Source organism: Baaleninema simplex PCC 7105 (genome assembly GCF_000332355.1).
Classification (GTDB): Bacteria; Cyanobacteriota; Cyanobacteriia; order Cyanobacteriales; family Geitlerinemataceae; genus Baaleninema; species Baaleninema simplex.
Window position 1 is genome coordinate 30,001 of the sequence record NZ_KB235958.1, and the last position, 18,743, is coordinate 48,743.

Genomic DNA, 18,743 nt, shown 5'->3' on the forward strand with positions numbered 1-18,743 from the left:
GAACCGCTGACATCCTGCTTGCAAAGCAGGCGCTCTACCAACTGAGCTATACCCCCACGATTTCAGTTAACAGTCACCAGTCACCAGTCATCAGTTTTCACTGCTCGCTGTTTGCTGCTCACTGCTCGCTGAATCAGGTGGGCCATCCTGGACTTGAACCAGGGACCTCACCCTTATCAGGGGTGCGCTCTAACCACCTGAGCTAATAGCCCACGTTTTTCGGCCTCGTCGAGTTTTCAAAAACTGAAAACCGAGATTCCGAATCCTCGTTCGTTTGAAAGACACGACCGAATACTCTTCGCACGACCTAGGTTGACCTCAATTGAGTGGGCTTATTTATATCCTTCACTCAATTGGGGAACGGTCTCCCTAAAAGGAGGTGATCCAGCCACACCTTCCGGTACGGCTACCTTGTTACGACTTCACCCCAGTCATCAGCCCTGCCTTCGGCACCCTCCTCCGCGAACGGTTAGAGTAATGACTTCGGGCATGGCCGACTTCCATGGTGTGACGGGCGGTGTGTACAAGGCCCGGGAACGGATTCACCGCAGTATGCTGACCTGCGATTACTAGCGATTCCTCCTTCATGCAGGCGAGTTGCAGCCTGCAATCTGAACTGAGGCCGGGTTTGAGAGATTAGCTCACTTTCGCAAGTTGGCTGCTCGCTGTCCCGACCATTGTAGTACGTGTGTCGCCCAGGACATATGGGGCATGATGACTTGACGTCATCCCCACCTTCCTCCGGTTTATCACCGGCAGTCTCCCTAGAGTGCCCCACTTAAGGATGGCAACTAAGGACGAGGGTTGCGCTCGTTGCGGGACTTAACCCAACATCTCACGACACGAGCTGACGACAGCCATGCACCACCTGTCTCCGCGTTCCCGTAGGCACTCTCAACTTTCGCCGAGATTCGCGGGATGTCAAGCCCTGGTAAGGTTCTTCGCGTTGCATCGAATTAAACCACATACTCCACCGCTTGTGCGGGCCCCCGTCAATTCCTTTGAGTTTCACACTTGCGTGCGTACTCCCCAGGCGGGAGACTTAACGCGTTGGCTTCGGCACTGCCCGGGTCGATACAGGCAACACCTAGTCTCCATCGTTTACGGCTAGGACTACTGGGGTATCTAATCCCATTCGCTCCCCTAGCTTTCGTCCCTCAGCGTCAGGTTCGGCCCAGCAGAGCGCTTTCGCCACCGGTGTTCTTCCCAATATCTACGCATTTCACCGCTACACTGGGAATTCCCTCTGCCCCTACCGACCTCTAGCTTTTCAGTTTCCACTGCCTTTCCGAAGTTGAGCCTCGGCCTTTGACAGCAGACTTGAAACGCCGCCTACGAACGCTTTACGCCCAATAATTCCGGATAACGCTTGCCTCCTCCGTATTACCGCGGCTGCTGGCACGGAGTTAGCCGAGGCTGATTCCTCAGGTACCGTCAGTTCTTCTTCCCTGAGAAAAGGAGTTTACAACCCAAAGGCCTTCTTCCCCCACGCGGCGTTGCTCCGTCAGGCTTTCGCCCATTGCGGAAAATTCCCCACTGCTGCCTCCCGTAGGAGTCTGGGCCGTGTCTCAGTCCCAGTGTGGCTGCTCATCCTCTCAGACCAGCTACCGATCGTCGCCTTGGTAAGCTCTTACCTCACCAACTAGCTAATCGGACGCGAGCCCCTCTCAAGGCAAATTTCTTTTCACCTTTCGGCATATGGGGTATTAGCAGCAGTTTCCCGCTGTTATCCCCCTCCTCGAGGCAGGTTCTCACGCGTTACTCACCCGTCCGCCACTAAGTCCGAAGACTTCGTTCGACTTGCATGTGTTAGGCACGCCGCCAGCGTTCATCCTGAGCCAGGATCAAACTCTCCGTGTTAAACTTTGAGTTTGTTGCGTCCGAATTTCTTTACGCTTTTACACTCTTTCGAGTCTTTGGCGACTTCTTTCGTCCGACTTCCTGTTAAAGTGTTTTTTGACGAAGAGCTAAAGCTTTTTTCAAGCTTTAGGTCGTGCTTTCAAACGATTCTTTTTTCGAGGTTCGGTGCGCTGCTTGAGGGCGGCGTTGTTTGCCTCTCCTCTCGAGCGCTTAACCAATCTAACAAGACCATTAGGGACTGTCAACCCCTTTTCGGAGTTTTTTTTGACTTTTTTGAATGACGATGACTGAAATGCCCACACAGTAAGAGTTTTGGGCTTGGAATTTTTTTTGGATTTTTTCGAGATCCCCCTCCTCAACCCCTCGATCGCACTCTCAAGGCTTTTCGATCGCTCCCCAAATTTTTGGGCCAGATTCGCACGATCGCGACAGAATGTTTCGAGGCGAGGCCCCCAGAAGAGCGATCGCTCTCTCTAGGAAGCTTGTATATAGTAGGGAGTCATCAGAAAGACGCTAAAGCGACCCAAACGCCCCAGTTCGATCGCACCTCTGCGGGTCGGAAGTCATCAAATCTTGGAAAAGCAACCGTTCGAGTCTCTTTCGCGACTGGCAAAAACCCGTAAAATAGTCTGGATTTACAATTTGGTCGTCCCCTATATGGCATTCTCCGGGCTGGGGAGGTTTCGTCCAGCGGCATCGTTGCCCTTTCCAATGGAGAGCTGCCAGGACGGAATCGATCGTGGGGAACGGTGGGTATCGCCCCACCCCAGACAACTGAAAACTAGCCCCACTGTTCACTGCTCACTGCTCACTGTTCACCGAAAAAGCTATGCCTCGTCGCGAAGACCTCAAGAAAATTCTGTTGTTAGGGAGCGGTCCGATCGTTATCGGACAAGCCTGCGAGTTCGACTACTCGGGAACGCAAGCCCTCAAAGCGCTACGGGAAGAGGGCTACGAAACAATCCTGATCAACTCCAACCCGGCGACGATCATGACCGACCCGGAAATGGCCGATCGCACGTACATCGAGCCGCTAACACCAGATATCGTCGAACAGGTCATCGCGAAAGAACGCCCAGACGCCATACTACCGACGATGGGGGGACAAACAGCCCTCAACCTGGCGGTGGCGCTCTCGGAAAGCGGGGCGTTAGAAAAATATGGGGTAGAACTCATCGGAGCGAAACTACCCGCGATTCAAAAAGCGGAAGACCGGGATTTATTCCGTCAGGCGATGGACAAAATCGGGTTGAAAAGCTGTCCTTCGGGTATCGCTAGTACGTTGGACGAGGCGAAGGCGGTGGCTGCGGAAATCGGGTCTTATCCGTTGATTATCCGTCCGGCGTTTACGCTGGGGGGAACGGGAGGCGGTATTTCTTACAACCAGGAGGAATTCGAGGAGATGGCCGCCGGAGGGCTGGATGCGTCTCCGGTGAGTCAGATTTTGGTGGAGAAATCCCTCATCGGTTGGAAGGAATACGAGCTTGAGGTGATGCGGGATTTGGCGGATAACGTGGTGATTATCTGCTCGATCGAAAATATCGACCCGATGGGCATCCATACAGGGGATTCGATTACGGTAGCACCGGCGCAAACGCTGACGGATAAGGAATATCAGCGGTTGCGGGACGCTTCGATCGCCATCATTCGAGAAATCGGCGTCGAAACCGGCGGCTCGAACATTCAGTTTGCAGTGAATCCCGTCAATGGCGACGTCATCGTCATTGAGATGAATCCTCGGGTATCGCGCAGTTCGGCGTTAGCGAGTAAGGCGACGGGATTTCCGATCGCGAAGTTTGCGGCGAAGCTGGCGGTGGGGTACACCCTCGACGAGATTTCTAACGATATTACGAAGAAGACGCCAGCGAGTTTCGAGCCGACGATCGATTATGTGGTGACGAAGATTCCTCGGTTCGCGTTCGAGAAGTTCCCCGGAACGCAGCCGTTTTTGACGACACAGATGAAGTCCGTGGGGGAAGCGATGGCCATCGGACGAACCTTCACTGAGTCGTTCCAGAAGGCGTTTCGATCGCTCGAAACTGGACACGCGGGATGGGGCTGCGATCGCGCCTCGAAGATTCCGCCGTTGAGTACGATTCAGGCGGGTTTGCGGAAACCGAACCCGGAACGGATGTTCACACTGCACCAGGCGTTGACGGTGGGAATGTCCGTCGAGGACGTTTACGAACTGACGGGTATCGATCTTTGGTTCTTAGATAAGTTCGCCGAAATTTTGGAGACGGAGAAGTGGTTGAAGCTGACGCCGCTGCGGGAGATTTCTGCCGAACAGATGCGGCGAGTCAAGCAGATGGGTTTTAGCGACGTGCAGATTGCGTTTGCGACGAAGTCCAAGGAAGACGAGGTGCGGACGTATCGGAAAGAGCTGGGCGTGATTCCGTCCTACAAGATGGTGGACACTTGTGCGGCGGAGTTCGCTTCGGAAACGCCCTATTATTATTCGACGTACGACGAGGAAAGCGAGGTATTGCCCTCAGACCGTCGGAAGGTGATGATTCTCGGCGGCGGTCCGAACCGTATCGGTCAGGGCATCGAGTTCGATTATTGCTGCTGTCACGCGTCGTTTGCGTTGCAGGATAAGGGATTCGAGACGATTATGGTGAACTCGAACCCGGAGACCGTTTCGACGGACTACGATACGAGCGATCGCCTGTATTTCGAGCCGCTGACGAAGGAGGACGTTCTCAATATCATCGAGGCGGAGCAGCCAGAGGGAATTATCATCCAATTCGGGGGACAGACGCCGTTGAAGCTGGCGGTGCCGCTAGAGAAGGCGAACGCGCCGATTTGGGGAACTTCGCCGGATTCGATCGACGCCTCGGAAGATCGGGAGCGGTTCGAGCAGATTTTGCGGGAGTTGGAGATTTTGCAACCCCCCAACGGTATCGCTCGCAGTTACGAGGAGTCGTTGAAGGTGGCCAAACGCATCGGATATCCGGTAGTGGTGCGTCCGTCTTACGTGTTGGGGGGTCGGGCGATGGAAGTGGTCTACTCCGACGAAGAGTTGGAACGGTACATGACCTTTGCCGTGCAAGTGGAACCCGACCATCCGATTCTTATCGATAAGTTCTTGGAAAACGCCGTTGAAGTAGATGTGGACGCCGTGGCGGACAAGACGGGTACGGTAGTCGTCGGTGGCATTATGGAACACATCGAACAGGCGGGGATTCACTCGGGGGATTCGGCCTGTTCGATTCCGACGCAAACGTTGTCCGAGGCGGCTTTGGCCACGATTCGGGATTGGACAGAGAAGTTAGCGAAGCGGCTGAGCGTGGTGGGCTTGATGAACGTGCAGTACGCGGTACAGGGAGATGTGGTGTATATCATCGAGGCGAACCCTCGGGCGTCGCGGACGGTTCCCTTTGTGTCGAAGTCGATCGGGATACCGCTGGCGAAGGTGGCGTCTCGGGTGATGGCGGGTGAGACGCTGGCAGAGTTGGGGGTGACAGGAGAAATAATTCCGAGTCACGTTGCGGTGAAGGAGGCGGTGTTGCCGTTTAATAAGTTTCCGGGGACGGATACGCTGCTCGGACCTGAGATGCGATCGACTGGGGAGGTGATGGGCATCGATGACGGTTTCGGGAAGGCGTTCGCGAAGGCGGAACTGGCAGCCGGGGAACGGTTGCCGCTGTCGGGGACGGCGTTTGTTTCGGTGATCGATCGCGACAAGCCGTTGGTGGTGCCGGTGGTGAAGGAGTTGCAGGAACTGGGCTTTAAGGTGATGGCCACGGACGGCACGAAGCGAGCGTTGACGACAGCGGGAGTTGAAGGGGTAGAGTCGATCTTCAAGCTCTCGGAAGGGCGGCCTCACGTGCTGGATGCGATTAAGAACAAGCAGATTCAGTTGATCGTGAACACGCCTTCGGGGGAAGACGCACAAGCGGAGGGGCGGTTGATTCGCCGGACGGCATTGGCGTATAAGATTCCTGCGATCACGACGATCGCGGGGGCGAAGGCTGCGGTGGCTGCGGTGCGATCGATGCAGGCGGATACCTATCAGGTGAAAGCGTTACAGGATTATTTCGCGTAGCGATTGGGGAGAACGGGGATAATGCCTCGTCCCCGTTACCCCGATGTTTTTGCGACATCGGGGTTTTTTGTGGGGCGATCGCCAAGTCGTGCAATTTTCTTGGTTTAGAATTGAAAACCAATTTTAAACCAAGAAAATAAAATAGAGATGAAATCACGATTTTTTGTTAGAAAATAATACTCGCGTACAAATAATCTTAAATTTATCAAACAGTTTGTAAGCGACGATCGCATTGAAGACAAAATCGCGCTATCGTGAAATATAGAAGTTTCGATTTAATCTAAATAGGAGGAAATCGAACCATGTCTAAATCGATTACATTTGGAATTGCTCTCGCAACGATCGCAGGAATGACAATTTTTAGCGTTCCTCAAGTTCGGAGCAATCCGATCGACGAAACTTACGAAAGTCCTCAAGAACAACTCGACAGCCACCATCACGGTGGCGGCCGCCACGGCGGCCACCGTGGCGGAGGGGGCGGTAACTGTCCGCGCTGGTAGAAAAACTATCAAGATCCGTCGCAGTACTCCGCCTATACCGCGAAGCGGTTAGGGGGTGGTGAAGCGGCGGTGAGTTGAGGTGCGTCCCCTGAACAATGCGATAGCGAGAGAAGGGGATAGCGCCGAAACGAGCCATCAAATATAATTGATAAGGTGGTAACACGCTGAAAACATACGGATAGCTCATCCAGTAGGCAGCCCAGAAGTAACGGTTAAGACACTGGCAACACGGACATCTCACGGTGGCGAACCGAGTTCGCCACCCGTGTCCTCCTGTATAGAGCATAAAGCCCAAAACCAAAAATCAGATCCGTCCGGCTTGGGGGCACCAAGTGGACGTAAAACAAAAAGCCTGTGGAATCGTTCTGGCGGGGACTTGAAGTTATCTGAGTTCAAGTCTAGTCAAGAGGTTGAGAAGCAGGAAATCCTTGGTGTGAACCAGGGAATCTCCCTGCATACCCTATCGGGTATGCAGGGAGAGGATGTCAACCAGGCTGCATATCGATAATTCCCATCATCCCTAAATCTTCGTGATCGAGGATATGGCAGTGATAGACTGTTTTTCCAGCAAAATCTCGAAAACGAACGCGAATGCGAACAGTTTCGCCAGCAGGTACTGAAACAACGTCTTTCCAAGTGGGTTGGGAATCGAACTGTCCGTTGCGACTGACGACTTGAAACGGGTTGATGTGGAGATGAAAGGGGTGGTCGAACGTTCCTTGATTGACGATCTCCCAATCCTCCACATCGCCCAACCGAACTGACGTATCGATGCGATCGCCATCGTAAGCTTTTCCGTTAATTAAAAACACCATTCCCATACCGGGCTGCATCCCGTGGCTGAGGGTAAAGCGTCGTACTCGTGTCGGTTCGGGAAGGGGAGAAACGGGAATTAAACGGCTTGGTAGAGATTGCACGGGAGTTGACCCTTCGTAAGCAAGGGTAGCTAGGGTCTGCGGTTCGTTGAAATCGCGATCGCCGCCCATCATTCCACCGTGACGACCGCCCATCATTCCACCGTGACGACCGCCCATCATTCCACCGTGACGACCGCCCATCATCCCGCCGCCGCGACCGCCCATCATGCCCATTCCACCTCGGTTGTAGGGCAAATTCAACAGACGGAACGACGCAGCAGGCTTGTCACCCCGAATTAAAATATCGGCACGTTCTCCCGGCGTTAACAGCAATTCCTGTAGTTCCACAGGTTCGGCGATCGCTCCGCCATCAGTCGCCACGAGGTAAAACGGGCGGTCTTCCAAAGCTAAGCGATAAAAACGGGCGTTAGAGGCATTTAACAGTCGCAAGCGCAGTAACCCCCCTTCCGGAAAGGTCAAGGTGGGGTTTAACTGGCCGTTAACGGTGACGTATTGTCCCTCACGTCCCCGCATTCGTTCCATGTGTCCCCAGGTGTTCCCCGTCGGTTCGGTGTCGAAATCCTTCAAAAGCGCAAAGGTTTCGGTGGCGTTGCGGATTTCGGGAATTTCATCAAATTCTCCTCGAACGATAAAGAATCCCCCCAATCCGGCGAACACCTGACGGGCGACGAATCCGTGATAGTGGGGATGGTAGTAAAACGTTCCTGCGGGATGGTCTTGAGGAATGTCGAATTCGTAGAGAAGGGTTTCTCCAGGTGAAACCTTCAAAAAGACATTGTCGGCGTTTCCCGTGGGGGGAACGTGCAGGCCGTGGTAATGCAGGTTGGTCGGTTCGTCGAGGCGGTTCGTGAAGCGAAGGCGGACGCGATCGCCCGGTTTGGCTTCGAGGCGAGGTGGGGGAAACTGTCCGTTATAGGTGTAAATGGGGATCGATCGCCCGTCGAGGTTCAATTGCCCTCGTTGGGCTTCTAACTCCATTTCTACCGTACCGGAACCGGCTTGGTTTGCACCGATAACGGGGGTAGATCGGGCGGTGGCGACAGACACCCCAGACGTGTTTTCAGAGGTTTGAGTCTTCAGACAAGCGTTGAGTAATACTGCCCCCAAACTGCTGGTACTGAAGGTGAGAAATTGGCGGCGGTTGAAATGAAATCGAGACATGAGAAATTTACTGAAAACAACAATTGAGCGTATGTCAAAAATGCGAGAACGCTCTCGTCAAATCCACCCGCTAACCCGTACCACCTCGCCTCGCACCTTAACGAACGCTGAAGTTCTGAGATCCCGTGTAATCAGACAGTTCGGCGAGGCGATCGAGGGTTTTCGTACCGGGATACAACTGACCGTTAATTTCCCAGCTGGGATAACTTTGAATTCCGGCAGCTTGACAGACATCCGGCTGCGGGTTGGTTCCGCTAGCGTCGCATTCGACGTAGGGAATCGCTTCGGCGGCTTCTTTTCCAAAAAGCTGTTTTTGTTCTAAGCAGTGACTGCACCAAAACGCCCCGTACATCTTCGCTCCGGTTTCTTCGAGGTGTTGGGCGAGGGCAACGTTGTCTGGTGCCGAAACGGTAGTGATGGCGTAACCGCTGTCAGTTTCGGCTTTGGGGCTGTGGATGGGAGCGTAAACGGCAAGGGAACCGATGAGGGTGATGAAGGCGACGATAATGCCGGTGAAGATAATTTGTCCGAGATCTTCCCAATCTCTCCCGATGAGGGTCAGGACGAACAAGGCGATCGCACAGACTGCCGAACCGATACAGTACAGACACAGGGACTGGATTTCGGCGGTCATGATATACATCAGATAGCCGCTAAAAACCGCCATAGCCGTACTACTGACGAACAAAAACAGCCAAGTCCAATGTTCGAGGGTGTTGCGGAGCGACTTTTTCGTTTCTGGGTTGGCGAACCAAGGTAAAACGGCAAAGGTTCCCACGGCCAGATACGCCAGGAAGCCGAAGAGTGCTAGGGGTAAACCGAACACTGTGGCGTAGGGACTTTCCAGAACTTTGTCACAGCCTTCAGTGGGACAGGCGGCGGTTCCACCCGTGAGTTTGGTGAGGGTGAGATAGGCGGTGATGACGGCACCGAAGGCCGCGATCGCTGCAATGACAAAGCGCGATCGCCGTTGAATCCAAGGCTGAGAGCGTTTACGCATCGATAATATGAGGTCGTAGATTTTACGATGTACGATTTTAGGGGAGGATTTGGGAAATTGGGAATTTCAACGGGACGCGATCGAGAAACAAACTTCAATTCAATCAGATTTTAGATGTGATAAAATTGGAAGATTGGGATTTTTAAATCGAAGGTTTTAACTGAAGAATTGGCTAATTTGTTGGTGAAGTTTTCCAACGATCGACCTTTTAAGACTCGGGCGATCGCACTTCAATTTCGCCGCGAACCATATTCATGCCACAGTGAAACGAATAGGCTCCGGGTTTTTGGGGTGTAAATTCTACAGATGTCGTCTCGTTTAAAGCTAACTCTATCGATCGCTTGAAATCTGGTAAAATCACTTGTTCGACACAGGCACTCGGATCTTTGCGATAGAAGTTCAGACGGACGGGTTTTCCGGCTTCGACTACGATGCGATCGGGAGCGTAACCGCCATCGACAGTAATGTCGATCTGTTGAATTGCAGCATCCGACGTTGCTTTTCGGGCTTGGGTTTTACTGCCGAGAAACCACCACAGTTCTAAGCCAATTAAAGCGATGCCTCCGAGGGTAACGCCAACCTTCACGGGAAGGGGTTGTTCGATGGTTCTGAACGAATTCTCGTGACTGGGAGCGGTTTTCGGTTCGGCTAGAGCCGTCGTCGTCGTAAAAACGAACGTACCGAGCAGTGTAAGAAAGAAAGTCATAGTTGTTTCAACGGGATGACGAGATCGGTCGGTCAAGAGAGGAGGAAAGTTCGTCTTATTCGATCGCCCTTGGCTCCCCTCATCGTTGAAGGTTAGGTTTACAAGTCGACACGGCGCAGTCGTAGCGCATTGGTAACCACGGAAACCGAACTAAATGCCATTGCACCTCCAGCGATCGCGGGATTGAGTAACCAGCCGAGGAAAGGATAGAGAACGCCGGCCGCGATGGGAATTCCGAGGGTGTTGTAGATATAGGCGAAAAAGAGATTTTGTCGGATGTTTCGCATTGTCGCCCGGCTGAGTCGAACAGACGTGACAATTCCTTGTAAATCTCCTGAAATTAAGGTGATATCGCTGGCAGACATGGCGACGTCGGTTCCCGTTCCGATCGCAATACCGACATCGGCTTGGGCTAAAGCGGGAGCGTCGTTAATCCCATCCCCCACCATCGCGACGATTTTGTCTTCGGCTTGGAGGGCTTTGACGCGATCGGATTTTTGGCCGGGACGGACTTCGGCAAAAACGCGATCGATCCCCACTTGACGGGCGATCGCTTCGGCGGTTTTGCGGTTGTCCCCCGTCAACATCGCGACTTCTAATCCCATACGATGCAGCTTTTTCACCACGTCCGCCGAGGAAGGTTTCAAGGTGTCGGCAATTCCCAACAATCCCTCGAGTTTGCCATCGACGGCTATCCAAGCGGTGGTTTTCGCCTCGGATTCCCAGGCTTCCTGTTTGTCTCGCAATGGCGAAACGTCGATGTCTAATTCGGACATCCATCGCGTCGTACCGAGTTGTACCCGCTTTCCGTCCACGACAGCTTCGACGCCCATACCTTCTTTAGCTTCAAAGGCTTCGGCATCGAGTAAAGGAGTCTGGATGTCCTGAGATTTGGCGTAATTGACGATCGCCTCGGCGAGAGGATGTTCGGAGTAGCGTTCGACAGACGCCGCCAAACGCAACAGGTCGAGTTCGCTATCGATACCGGAAACAGTCACGTAATTGGTAACGCTGGGTTTGCCTTCGGTGAGCGTTCCAGTTTTGTCGAGGACGATCGCGTCGATTTTATGGGCGATTTCTAAGCTGTCTGCCCCTTTAATCAAAACGCCCTGCTCGGCACCGAGACCCGTTCCGACCATAATCGAGGTGGGTGTGGCTAACCCCAAGGCACAGGGACAGGCGATAATTAAAACGCTCACCATCGTCACGGTCGCTAGGGTAAGGTTTCCGGTGACGTTAAACCAGACGAGAAAGGTCACGATCGCGATGGCGATGACGACCGGAACGAACCACCCCGTTACGCGATCGGCTAGTTTTTGAATGGGGGCTTTGCTGCCTTGGGCGTCGCGGACGAGTTGGACGATTTGCGAGAGAACGGTATCTTTGCCGACGCGAGCCGCTCGAAATTGGAAACTGCCGCTTTTGTTGATCGTCGCCCCGATAACTTCGTCTCCTTTTTGTTTTTGGACGGGGATCGGTTCTCCGGTTACCATCGATTCGTCGATGGTCGAAGATCCCTCGAGAATCTCGCCGTCTACGGGGATTTTTTCGCCGGGACGGACTAAGATGCGATCGCCGACTTGTACGTCTTCGATGGGAACGTCGATTTCTTCGCCGTCGCGGACGAGGCGAGCGGTTTTTGCTTGCAGCCCCATCAGTTTACGAATGGCTTCTGAGGTTCGTCCTCGCGCTCGGTTTTCTAGCAATCGTCCTAATAGAACTAAAGCAATAATGACGGCAGCCGGTTCGTAGTAAACATCGGGTGAAATTCCCTGTTGGCGGAAAAAGTCGGGAAAAAACGTCGTCCATAAGGAATAGAGATAAGCGGCTCCGGTTCCCAATGCAACCAAGGTATTCATATCAGCAGCGTGGCGTTTGAACGCTTTCCACGCACCGACAAAAAAGCCCTGTCCGCACCACACCATAACGGGCAAACTCAACACCAGTTGCAGGAGAGGATGGTGCAGCCACATAGGAATCCAAGGGATCTCTAGCCCCGTCATCATCGGTAAAGAGCCGATGACGAGAACGATGCTGACGATGCAACCGAAAATGACTTTACGGGTTAGATCGCGCTGTTCGGCTTCGCGGGCGTCCCGTTCGGCATCGCCGACATCTGTGTCGTCGACGGGTTTAGCACGATATCCGGCATCTGAAACGGCGTGTTGAATCGTTTCGATGTCGGTCGTGTCACCCTGGTAGCGAACGGTGGCCTGGGCGGTGGCAAAGTTGACGTTGCAGCCTTTCACGCCAGGAACGTTGGCGATCGCTTTTTCGATGGCGTTGGCACAAGCGGCGCAGCTCATGCCTTGCAAGCTCAGATTGACAGTTTGAACCATGATCGATTCCGATGGCGTGTTGTTAAGTTCATAATTATTGACATATATAGATTTATATGATAATCGCGAATTTAAAATTGTATGATGAGGTATCCGTCACCTCAGTCCGAAAAGCCTTTATTCGGCTCGATCGCAAACCCAAAATTTGGTCTAAATTCCTACTCAAACAGTATTTCAGATGAATTGAGCGTAAAACATCTAACTTAAGAGAGGTTTTTTCGAGATCGCTAACATTCTCTTGTAAAAACGACAGCAGCACTGGAATACAACATCGATCGGCGATCGTGCATCGTATTATATGAATATATTTCGATTTATAGATGAAATGCAAGGGATAGGAAGATTGACACACAACCTTTAATGGTCGCTAGCACGACGGGACAATGCCGCTTGTCTGACAGCGATCGCCTCCATCATGACGCTCAAATATGAAACACTCGTGAAATCAACTGCATCGAGGGAACTGAAAACGCAAATCCGCGTTCTTTAAATCTCGAGATACAAGCGAGCAACAGTTATCCGGCTTCGGGATCGCTGAGGTTGAAAAGTGAATACAAATTGAGAAATTCCTAACTTCCTCTAACGTTTATCGTGCAACACCACAAAACAGACCGAATTGGGCAATTTATCAAACAACAGCGGTTGCGTTGGCGATCGACCGTCGCTCGAGTGTTAAAACAAAGCCCTTGGACGACGATCGATCGTCGCGATCGCTATCTCCCTGTTCGTCTGAGCGCGATCGTCGGTTTGGGTTGTTCGGCGATCGCCGCTGTGTTGGTGTCAGCCTCAGAACGAGGACGAACGGCGTACAACTTCGACAAACAGGTCGAGGCGTTAGCCTTGGCTCTCCAACAAGAGATCGATCACTACATCGAAGTTCCCGAAACTCTCGGAACGTTCTACGAAGCCGCCGATCGCGTCACTGCTGAAAACTTTTCCTTGATTTCAACCTCGTTTTTACAGCGATATCCCGCCATCGAGAGCGTGGCTTGGATCGATCGCGTAGAAAAAACAGAAAGAGATCTATACGAACGCGCGATCGCGGAACCGAGCATTTTAGCCGAACCCAACCGCGATCGCGCCCTCGACTTTCCCGAGAAACCGTTTCCCTTTTCCATTTGGGAACTCGACGATCGCGGACGCGCCGTTCCGTCTCCCCCTCGTTCGGAATACTTTCCGATCTCGCATATCGAACCCTCAGCTCAATATAGCTCTCAACTCGGATACGACGGACTCTCGAACCGTTCTTTCGAGATTTCCCCCCACCTACGAAACGCAGCGGTAGCGATCGCGTTCGAGACGGATGACGAAGGCCAGTTTCGGGTGGTACGCGGCGTGTATCGTTCTGAACCGACGGCGTTCGGGTTAGTCTCGATCGCCTATTCCCGCGATCGCCTAGTTCGAGAAGCGATTCGAGAGGTCAATCTCAACCATCTGAATTTCGAGATTTTCGATCTGACGGCGATCGCCGGGCGTCAACTGCTCGTCACTTACGACGCAGAACGGCGAACTCTGACCCCGCCGTCGGATAACGTGCGAATTGCAGATGCGACTTGTGCGGTATATCCCAACTGTACTCGTTCCTTACAGGTCGTCCCGCAAGCTTTCGACGGCGGACACAACCGAGAATGGCTGTTAGTCGTGCGTCCGCAACCCGAATATCGATCGCAGAGTCGGAAAGTCGAAGCGACTTTTGCAGTAGGACTTGCGTTAACGACGCTCGTGACGGCGTATTTATGGATGTCGATCCGGCGAACGGTGCAATTGGAAGATGCAAAACAGGCGTTAGAGCGATCGCGAGGGGAGATTTACGAACGAGCGCAATGGGAGCGGTCGATCGGTCGCGTGGCGTCGCAGATTCGTAATTTTCTAGATATCGACACGATTCTCGATACGGTGGTTCGGGAACTGCGAACGTTATTGAACGTCGAGCGGTGTAGCTTTTGTTGGTATCGCGGCGGCGAGACGCCTCATTGGGAAGTCGTGGCGGAATCTCACCACGTTCTCGCAGCCAGCGATTTGGGACAGTCTTATTCGGTCGGCGAGATGGGGTTGACGCCAGACACGGTTCGTCAGTTGAAACGCTGTCGTCCCAGCCATCTTCGGACGATGTCGGAAGAGGTTTATCGGTCGTTAGTGCGATGCGATCTGGCTTCGGAGTCCGAGACCGATCGCGCAGAACCTTCAGAAAACGCCGTTTCCTGTTTGACGCTTCCAATTCAAACTCAGCAGGGAGAATTGGGGGTGTTGGTGTTGGTCGATCGCCAGACGCGCGATTGGTTGGACGTGGAAATCGAGTCGATCGAAACGGTGGGAACTCAGTTAGCGATCGCGTTGAACCAAGGGGAACTGTACCAACAAACCCGCACCAAAGCGATGGAACTGGCGCGAATGTTGGAGAAACTGCAAAGTACGCAGTCTCAACTGGTGCAAACGGAGAAAATGTCGAGTTTGGGACAACTGGTCGCCGGTATCGCCCACGAAATTAACAATCCAGTCAATTTTATTTCAGGAAATCTTTCCCACGTGGAGGGGTATGCTGAGAGTTTGTCCGAGTTGTTGCAGCGTTATCGAGATCTCTATCCCGATCCGCCGCGATCGCTACAGGAGTACGCCGACGAAATCGATTTAGCCTTTTTGATGGAGGATTTCCCGAAAATTCTAACGTCGATGCGGGTGGGAACCACTCGGATTCAGGAAATCGTGCGATCGATGCGGACGTTTTCTCGAGCTGACGAGGCGGATATGAAGGCGGTCGATCTCCACGCTGGAATTGAGAGTACGTTAACGATCCTTCAGAGTCGTTTGAAAGCGACCGCCGATCGACCCGCGATCGCGATCGTGAAAAACTACGGTCGTTTACCCGATCGCGTCACCTGCTACGCCGGACTGCTCGGTCAGGTGTTTATGAACGTTCTCAGCAACGGGATCGACGCCCTCGAAACTGAGTACAATGGCGAACGACCGACGATTTGGATTTCGACAGAGATAGAGGACGAGGCGCGAGTCATCGTTCGCATTCGCGATAACGGGCCGGGAATTCCTCCCCAAACGCGCGATCGGCTGTTCGATCCGTTTTTTACGACGAAACCTGTCGGACGAGGAACGGGTTTGGGACTGTCGATTAGCTATCAGATTGTTGTAGACAAGCACGGCGGCGAGCTTCTCTGCAATTCTCAGCTCGGAGAAGGTACGGAGTTCGTCATCGCAATTCCTTTGCGGTAGTTTATAAAACTGATACGCCAAGGAATTTGAATCGTTGAAGGAGGTGAAACTTTATGATTTTGCCGTTGCGAGCAATGGCGTGTCAAACGTTGTTTCTCTTTGTCGCGATCGCCATTGAATCGACTGTCATTCACCGACAACTTCAAATTACAAAGCGAGCGAGTACGTATTATGCCGTGTCGATGAATTTGCTTTGTGTGGCGATCGGTTGGACGATCTTTTTTTATGTTTTCCAAAATTTAGATGCCGATCTACCGTTAAAAGCACAAACCGTTTCTTTTATTTTTACCGGGCGCTTGATTCCAGATTTCGGACGCGATCGGGTCGAACCGATTTTAGTCTTGAGTCTCGTCATTGTATTTTTTGTCAGTTTGTTTGTAAAATGTCAGGGATTGTATACGTTGCAGCGATTTAAGATCTTACCCGTCGAAAACTTGAGTTTGTACGAGGAAGTAGAGCAATCTCGATCGGAGCGCTTGATTCGTTACCGAGTTAAAGCCGACCAAAACCGTGCTATTTCGATCGGTCACGCCATGAGTCACGCAAGTATTTTACTGTTGCTCGTTTTGATGGTACTTGTTTTTTGACCTCTTTTATGCTTATTTTTAATGCTTTAAAACTTTACGCGTATGGACAACTGGAAATGGGTGCGATCGCAATTCCAACCGCCCAAGTTTGCCTCTTGGCAAACGCTCATGTTAACCAGTTGGGGAATTTGGTTAATTTCCTTGGCGCTCGTTCTAGCCGAACCGAGTTTTCAGCTTGCAGACTCTCCCATTACGCGATTGGGGTGGGTGGTTTTTCTCTTCGCGTTGGCGTGGTGGCAAAGTAGCAATCCTTGGAAAATTCTAGGCATTTCTTTAGGACCGGGAATCGTCGCCGCCGTTCTCTGTACGATGTTTTTTCGCGACGAATCGGGACGGGTTCCTCGCTGGGCGTTCGTCGCGTTTCCCCTCGTAACCAGTACGATCGCCGTTCTACCGTCCTTCGTCGGAAAACAACGCAATTTTAAAATTCCTTCAGTCGAAAAACGTCCGGCGTTGTTACTGCGAGGATTAATTGCCACGGTTTTCAGTTGTTGGATTTACTTCACGTTTCTTCTCCAAGATTGGGTCGCCGACTACCCTGGCGTGCGGTTGGCAGATTTAACGGAAAGTAATTTTATCGTCCGCGTTGCCAGTCCCTCACAATTGAGAGGTTACGCGATCGCGCGTACAGTCGAAGTTTTTCTCGAGAAGCATTTTAAAGATCGATCGTGGTCGGAAATTGAAAAAATTCTGCTGAACGTCCGTGCAGATCCTAATTTAGTCCGACGCAACCTCGAACCCGAAATTCAGCAAATCCAAGGCGATCGCCCTTGGGATATTTCCTTGAGAGTCGGCGGTAACGGTCGGGACGAGTATCGTTTGTTCGTACAATTGTACTGGGAGCGGTACTGGTTAGACGAGAACGGACAGACGATAACCTTAATGTGTCGGGTGAAGCGTCAGGAGGTTCCCCCGGCGATCGAAGCCCAGCAGCGGGATACGACGGGGTCGCTTCAATGTAATACTGATACGCAAGCGATCTTCACACCCTATACCGTTTTTGAGGAAAGCCAACCGGAATCATGATGTCAGAGACTCCAGAAACTCGAACTTCTCGCACGTCCTCCGTCGTCAATTTCAGTCGTTTTGCGGCGATCGCTACGAACGTTTTTCGGGAAGTCGTGCGCGATCGCATTCTTTACGTAATTGGATTTTACGTATTGGTTCTCGTTCTTGCGGTGCGTTTGCTTCCCGATTTATCGGCGGGGGCATATCCCAAAATCGTTCTCGATCTGGGATTGGGAACGATCGAACTGTTGGGGGTGTTTATTACGGCGTTTGTGGGAACGGCATTAATTAATAAAGAAATCGACAAACGAACGATGTTGGTGTTGGTTTCTAAACCGATTTCTCGTGGAGAGTTGATTATCGCGAAGTTTTTCGGACTCTGGGCTGTGTTGTTAGTTGCGATCGTATCGATGGCGATCGTGACGCTACCGATCGCCGCACTGAGCAACATCGAGATTCCGTTGGGTAGTTTTGCGATCGCCGTGGCGTTTCTGGGTTTAAAACTGGCGGTTTTAATTGCGGTTGCAATTTTGTTTGGCGTGTTTACGAGTTCGTTACTCGCATCGTTTTTAACGCTTGCAACGTATTTGGCAGGCAGTTTCAGTCGAGATTTATTACAGTTAGCGGAAACGACAAATAACGAATCGTTCAAACCCATTTCAACGGTGTTATATATCGTTCTGCCCGATTTGTTACGATTGGATGTTAAAAACGAAGCCATTTATGGCATGGCAGCGATGTCCGATGCTGGAACGTTGTGGTTGAACGTTCTCTACGGCGTGACTTATATTTTGGTCTTACTGGCACTGGCGATCGCCATTTTCCGACAGCGACAGTTTTAAACTTGGAGAATTTTAAAATCAATTCACCGATTTAAAAAAATGGAAAATGTATTGGCGATCGCCCTATTTTTCGATTACCTGAAGAGAATGTCGCTTTAGTTTCAGATCGATTTAAAGAGTGTCTCGAACAGCACCAATTAGAAGGACTTATTTTTCAAAAAGTGACCTAACGATCGCCTGTCTCGAAAACACTTCAAACCGCGAGTACGGATATTTCGACTACAACGTTCGGGATAAGACGCGATCGCCTCATTTATACTAAAATTAAAAACTATCCCTTCCCGATCGAGAGAGCGAAAAACCGATGCCGTATTTCCATTGGTCGTATCTCGTTTTGATTCCCGGTATTCTGTTAATGGTTTGGGCGCAAGCCCAAATCCACAATACCTATCGACGCTACGCTGAAATTCCCTCGACTTTGGGAATGACCGGAGAAGAAGTCGCCCGTGCAATTCTCGCCAAAAAAGGAATTTACGACGTGCGCGTCGAACCCGTAGGCGGAGAACTCACCGACCACTACCAAGATCCGTCGCAGTGCTCCGCCCATAGCCGAGGGCTTGGGGGGTGGTGAAGCGACGGGAGGGAGTAG

11 protein-coding genes, 2 tRNA genes and 1 rRNA gene (1 of these 14 running past the window's edge) are annotated in these 18,743 nt (G+C 52.0%); 7 read left to right on the forward strand and 7 right to left on the reverse strand.

Annotated features, from left to right (window positions below; genetic code table 11):
- From GEI7105_RS0101915 to GEI7105_RS0101925, 3 genes are all read right to left on the reverse strand, one after another.
- Positions 1-56, reverse strand: a tRNA-Ala gene (locus GEI7105_RS0101915) (it extends 17 nt beyond the left edge of the window).
- Positions 57-138: 82 nt separating this feature from the next.
- Positions 139-212: transfer RNA gene (locus GEI7105_RS0101920), tRNA-Ile, on the reverse strand.
- Between the two features lie 160 nt (positions 213-372).
- A 16S ribosomal RNA gene (locus GEI7105_RS0101925) occupies positions 373-1,860 on the reverse strand.
- Between the two features lie 829 nt (positions 1,861-2,689).
- Between GEI7105_RS0101925 and carB the strand changes: the two genes are divergently transcribed.
- A complete protein-coding gene (gene carB / locus GEI7105_RS0101935) occupies positions 2,690-5,908 on the forward strand; it encodes a carbamoyl-phosphate synthase large subunit (RefSeq protein ID WP_017658801.1) in 3,219 nt (1,072 codons plus the stop codon).
- Positions 5,909-6,210: 302 nt separating this feature from the next.
- On the forward strand, positions 6,211-6,408 hold the full coding sequence (locus GEI7105_RS0101945) for a hypothetical protein (RefSeq protein ID WP_017658802.1): 198 nt from the start codon (positions 6,211-6,213) through the stop codon (positions 6,406-6,408).
- A 485-nt stretch (positions 6,409-6,893) separates the two neighbouring features.
- Here the strand turns inward: GEI7105_RS0101945 and GEI7105_RS0101950 are convergent, their stop codons facing one another.
- The 4 genes from GEI7105_RS0101950 to GEI7105_RS28650 form a co-directional block, all read right to left on the reverse strand.
- Positions 6,894-8,447, reverse strand: coding sequence for a multicopper oxidase family protein (locus GEI7105_RS0101950; RefSeq protein WP_017658803.1), 1,554 nt, complete (start codon positions 8,445-8,447; stop codon positions 6,894-6,896).
- 97 nt (positions 8,448-8,544) lie between these two features.
- Complete coding sequence (locus GEI7105_RS0101955) at positions 8,545-9,447, reverse strand: vitamin K epoxide reductase family protein (RefSeq protein ID WP_017658804.1); 903 nt, start codon at positions 9,445-9,447, stop codon at positions 8,545-8,547.
- Positions 9,448-9,655: 208 nt separating this feature from the next.
- Positions 9,656-10,153 carry a cupredoxin domain-containing protein gene (locus GEI7105_RS0101960; protein WP_017658805.1) on the reverse strand — a complete coding sequence of 166 codons (498 nt, stop codon included), beginning with the start codon at positions 10,151-10,153 and terminating at the stop codon, positions 9,656-9,658.
- A gap of 98 nt (positions 10,154-10,251) precedes the next feature.
- Positions 10,252-12,492: a heavy metal translocating P-type ATPase gene (locus GEI7105_RS28650; RefSeq protein ID WP_017658806.1), complete on the reverse strand. Its 2,241-nt coding sequence runs from the start codon at positions 12,490-12,492 to the stop codon at positions 10,252-10,254.
- 591 nt (positions 12,493-13,083) lie between these two features.
- On the opposite strand from GEI7105_RS28650, the gene GEI7105_RS33025 reads away from it, so the two are divergent.
- From GEI7105_RS33025 to GEI7105_RS0101990, 5 genes are all read left to right on the forward strand, one after another.
- Positions 13,084-15,717: an ATP-binding protein gene (locus GEI7105_RS33025; protein WP_017658807.1), complete on the forward strand. Its 2,634-nt coding sequence runs from the start codon at positions 13,084-13,086 to the stop codon at positions 15,715-15,717.
- A 53-nt stretch (positions 15,718-15,770) separates the two neighbouring features.
- A complete protein-coding gene (gene fraC / locus GEI7105_RS33030; protein ID WP_017658808.1) occupies positions 15,771-16,304 on the forward strand; it encodes a filament integrity protein FraC in 534 nt (177 codons plus the stop codon).
- A gap of 42 nt (positions 16,305-16,346) precedes the next feature.
- Positions 16,347-17,330, forward strand: a complete 984-nt coding sequence (locus GEI7105_RS0101980; RefSeq protein WP_017658809.1) for a DUF5357 family protein — start codon at positions 16,347-16,349, stop codon at positions 17,328-17,330.
- On the forward strand, positions 17,327-18,154 hold the full coding sequence (locus GEI7105_RS0101985) for an ABC transporter permease (RefSeq protein WP_245555358.1): 828 nt from the start codon (positions 17,327-17,329) through the stop codon (positions 18,152-18,154). The genes GEI7105_RS0101980 and GEI7105_RS0101985 overlap by 4 nt, the downstream gene beginning before the upstream one ends.
- A gap of 304 nt (positions 18,155-18,458) precedes the next feature.
- Positions 18,459-18,725, forward strand: coding sequence for a zinc metallopeptidase (locus GEI7105_RS0101990; RefSeq protein ID WP_017658811.1), 267 nt, complete (start codon positions 18,459-18,461; stop codon positions 18,723-18,725).
- The last annotated feature ends 18 nt before the right edge of the window (positions 18,726-18,743 follow it).

Bases quoted from the DNA above. Each gene is read 5' to 3' on its own strand.
- GEI7105_RS0101985 (WP_245555358.1), top strand. From the start codon at position 17,327: ATGATGTCAGAGACTCCAGAAACTCGAACTTCTCGCACGTCCTCCGTC.
- GEI7105_RS0101960 (WP_017658805.1), bottom strand. From the start codon at position 10,153: ATGACTTTCTTTCTTACACTGCTCGGTACGTTCGTTTTTACGACGACG.
- fraC (WP_017658808.1), top strand. From the start codon at position 15,771: ATGATTTTGCCGTTGCGAGCAATGGCGTGTCAAACGTTGTTTCTCTTT.
- GEI7105_RS0101945 (WP_017658802.1), top strand. From the start codon at position 6,211: ATGTCTAAATCGATTACATTTGGAATTGCTCTCGCAACGATCGCAGGA.
- GEI7105_RS28650 (WP_017658806.1), bottom strand. From the start codon at position 12,492: ATGGTTCAAACTGTCAATCTGAGCTTGCAAGGCATGAGCTGCGCCGCT.
- GEI7105_RS0101955 (WP_017658804.1), bottom strand. From the start codon at position 9,447: ATGCGTAAACGCTCTCAGCCTTGGATTCAACGGCGATCGCGCTTTGTC.
- GEI7105_RS0101950 (WP_017658803.1), bottom strand. From the start codon at position 8,447: ATGTCTCGATTTCATTTCAACCGCCGCCAATTTCTCACCTTCAGTACC.
- GEI7105_RS0101980 (WP_017658809.1), top strand. From the start codon at position 16,347: ATGGACAACTGGAAATGGGTGCGATCGCAATTCCAACCGCCCAAGTTT.
- carB (WP_017658801.1), top strand. From the start codon at position 2,690: ATGCCTCGTCGCGAAGACCTCAAGAAAATTCTGTTGTTAGGGAGCGGT.
- GEI7105_RS0101990 (WP_017658811.1), top strand. From the start codon at position 18,459: ATGCCGTATTTCCATTGGTCGTATCTCGTTTTGATTCCCGGTATTCTG.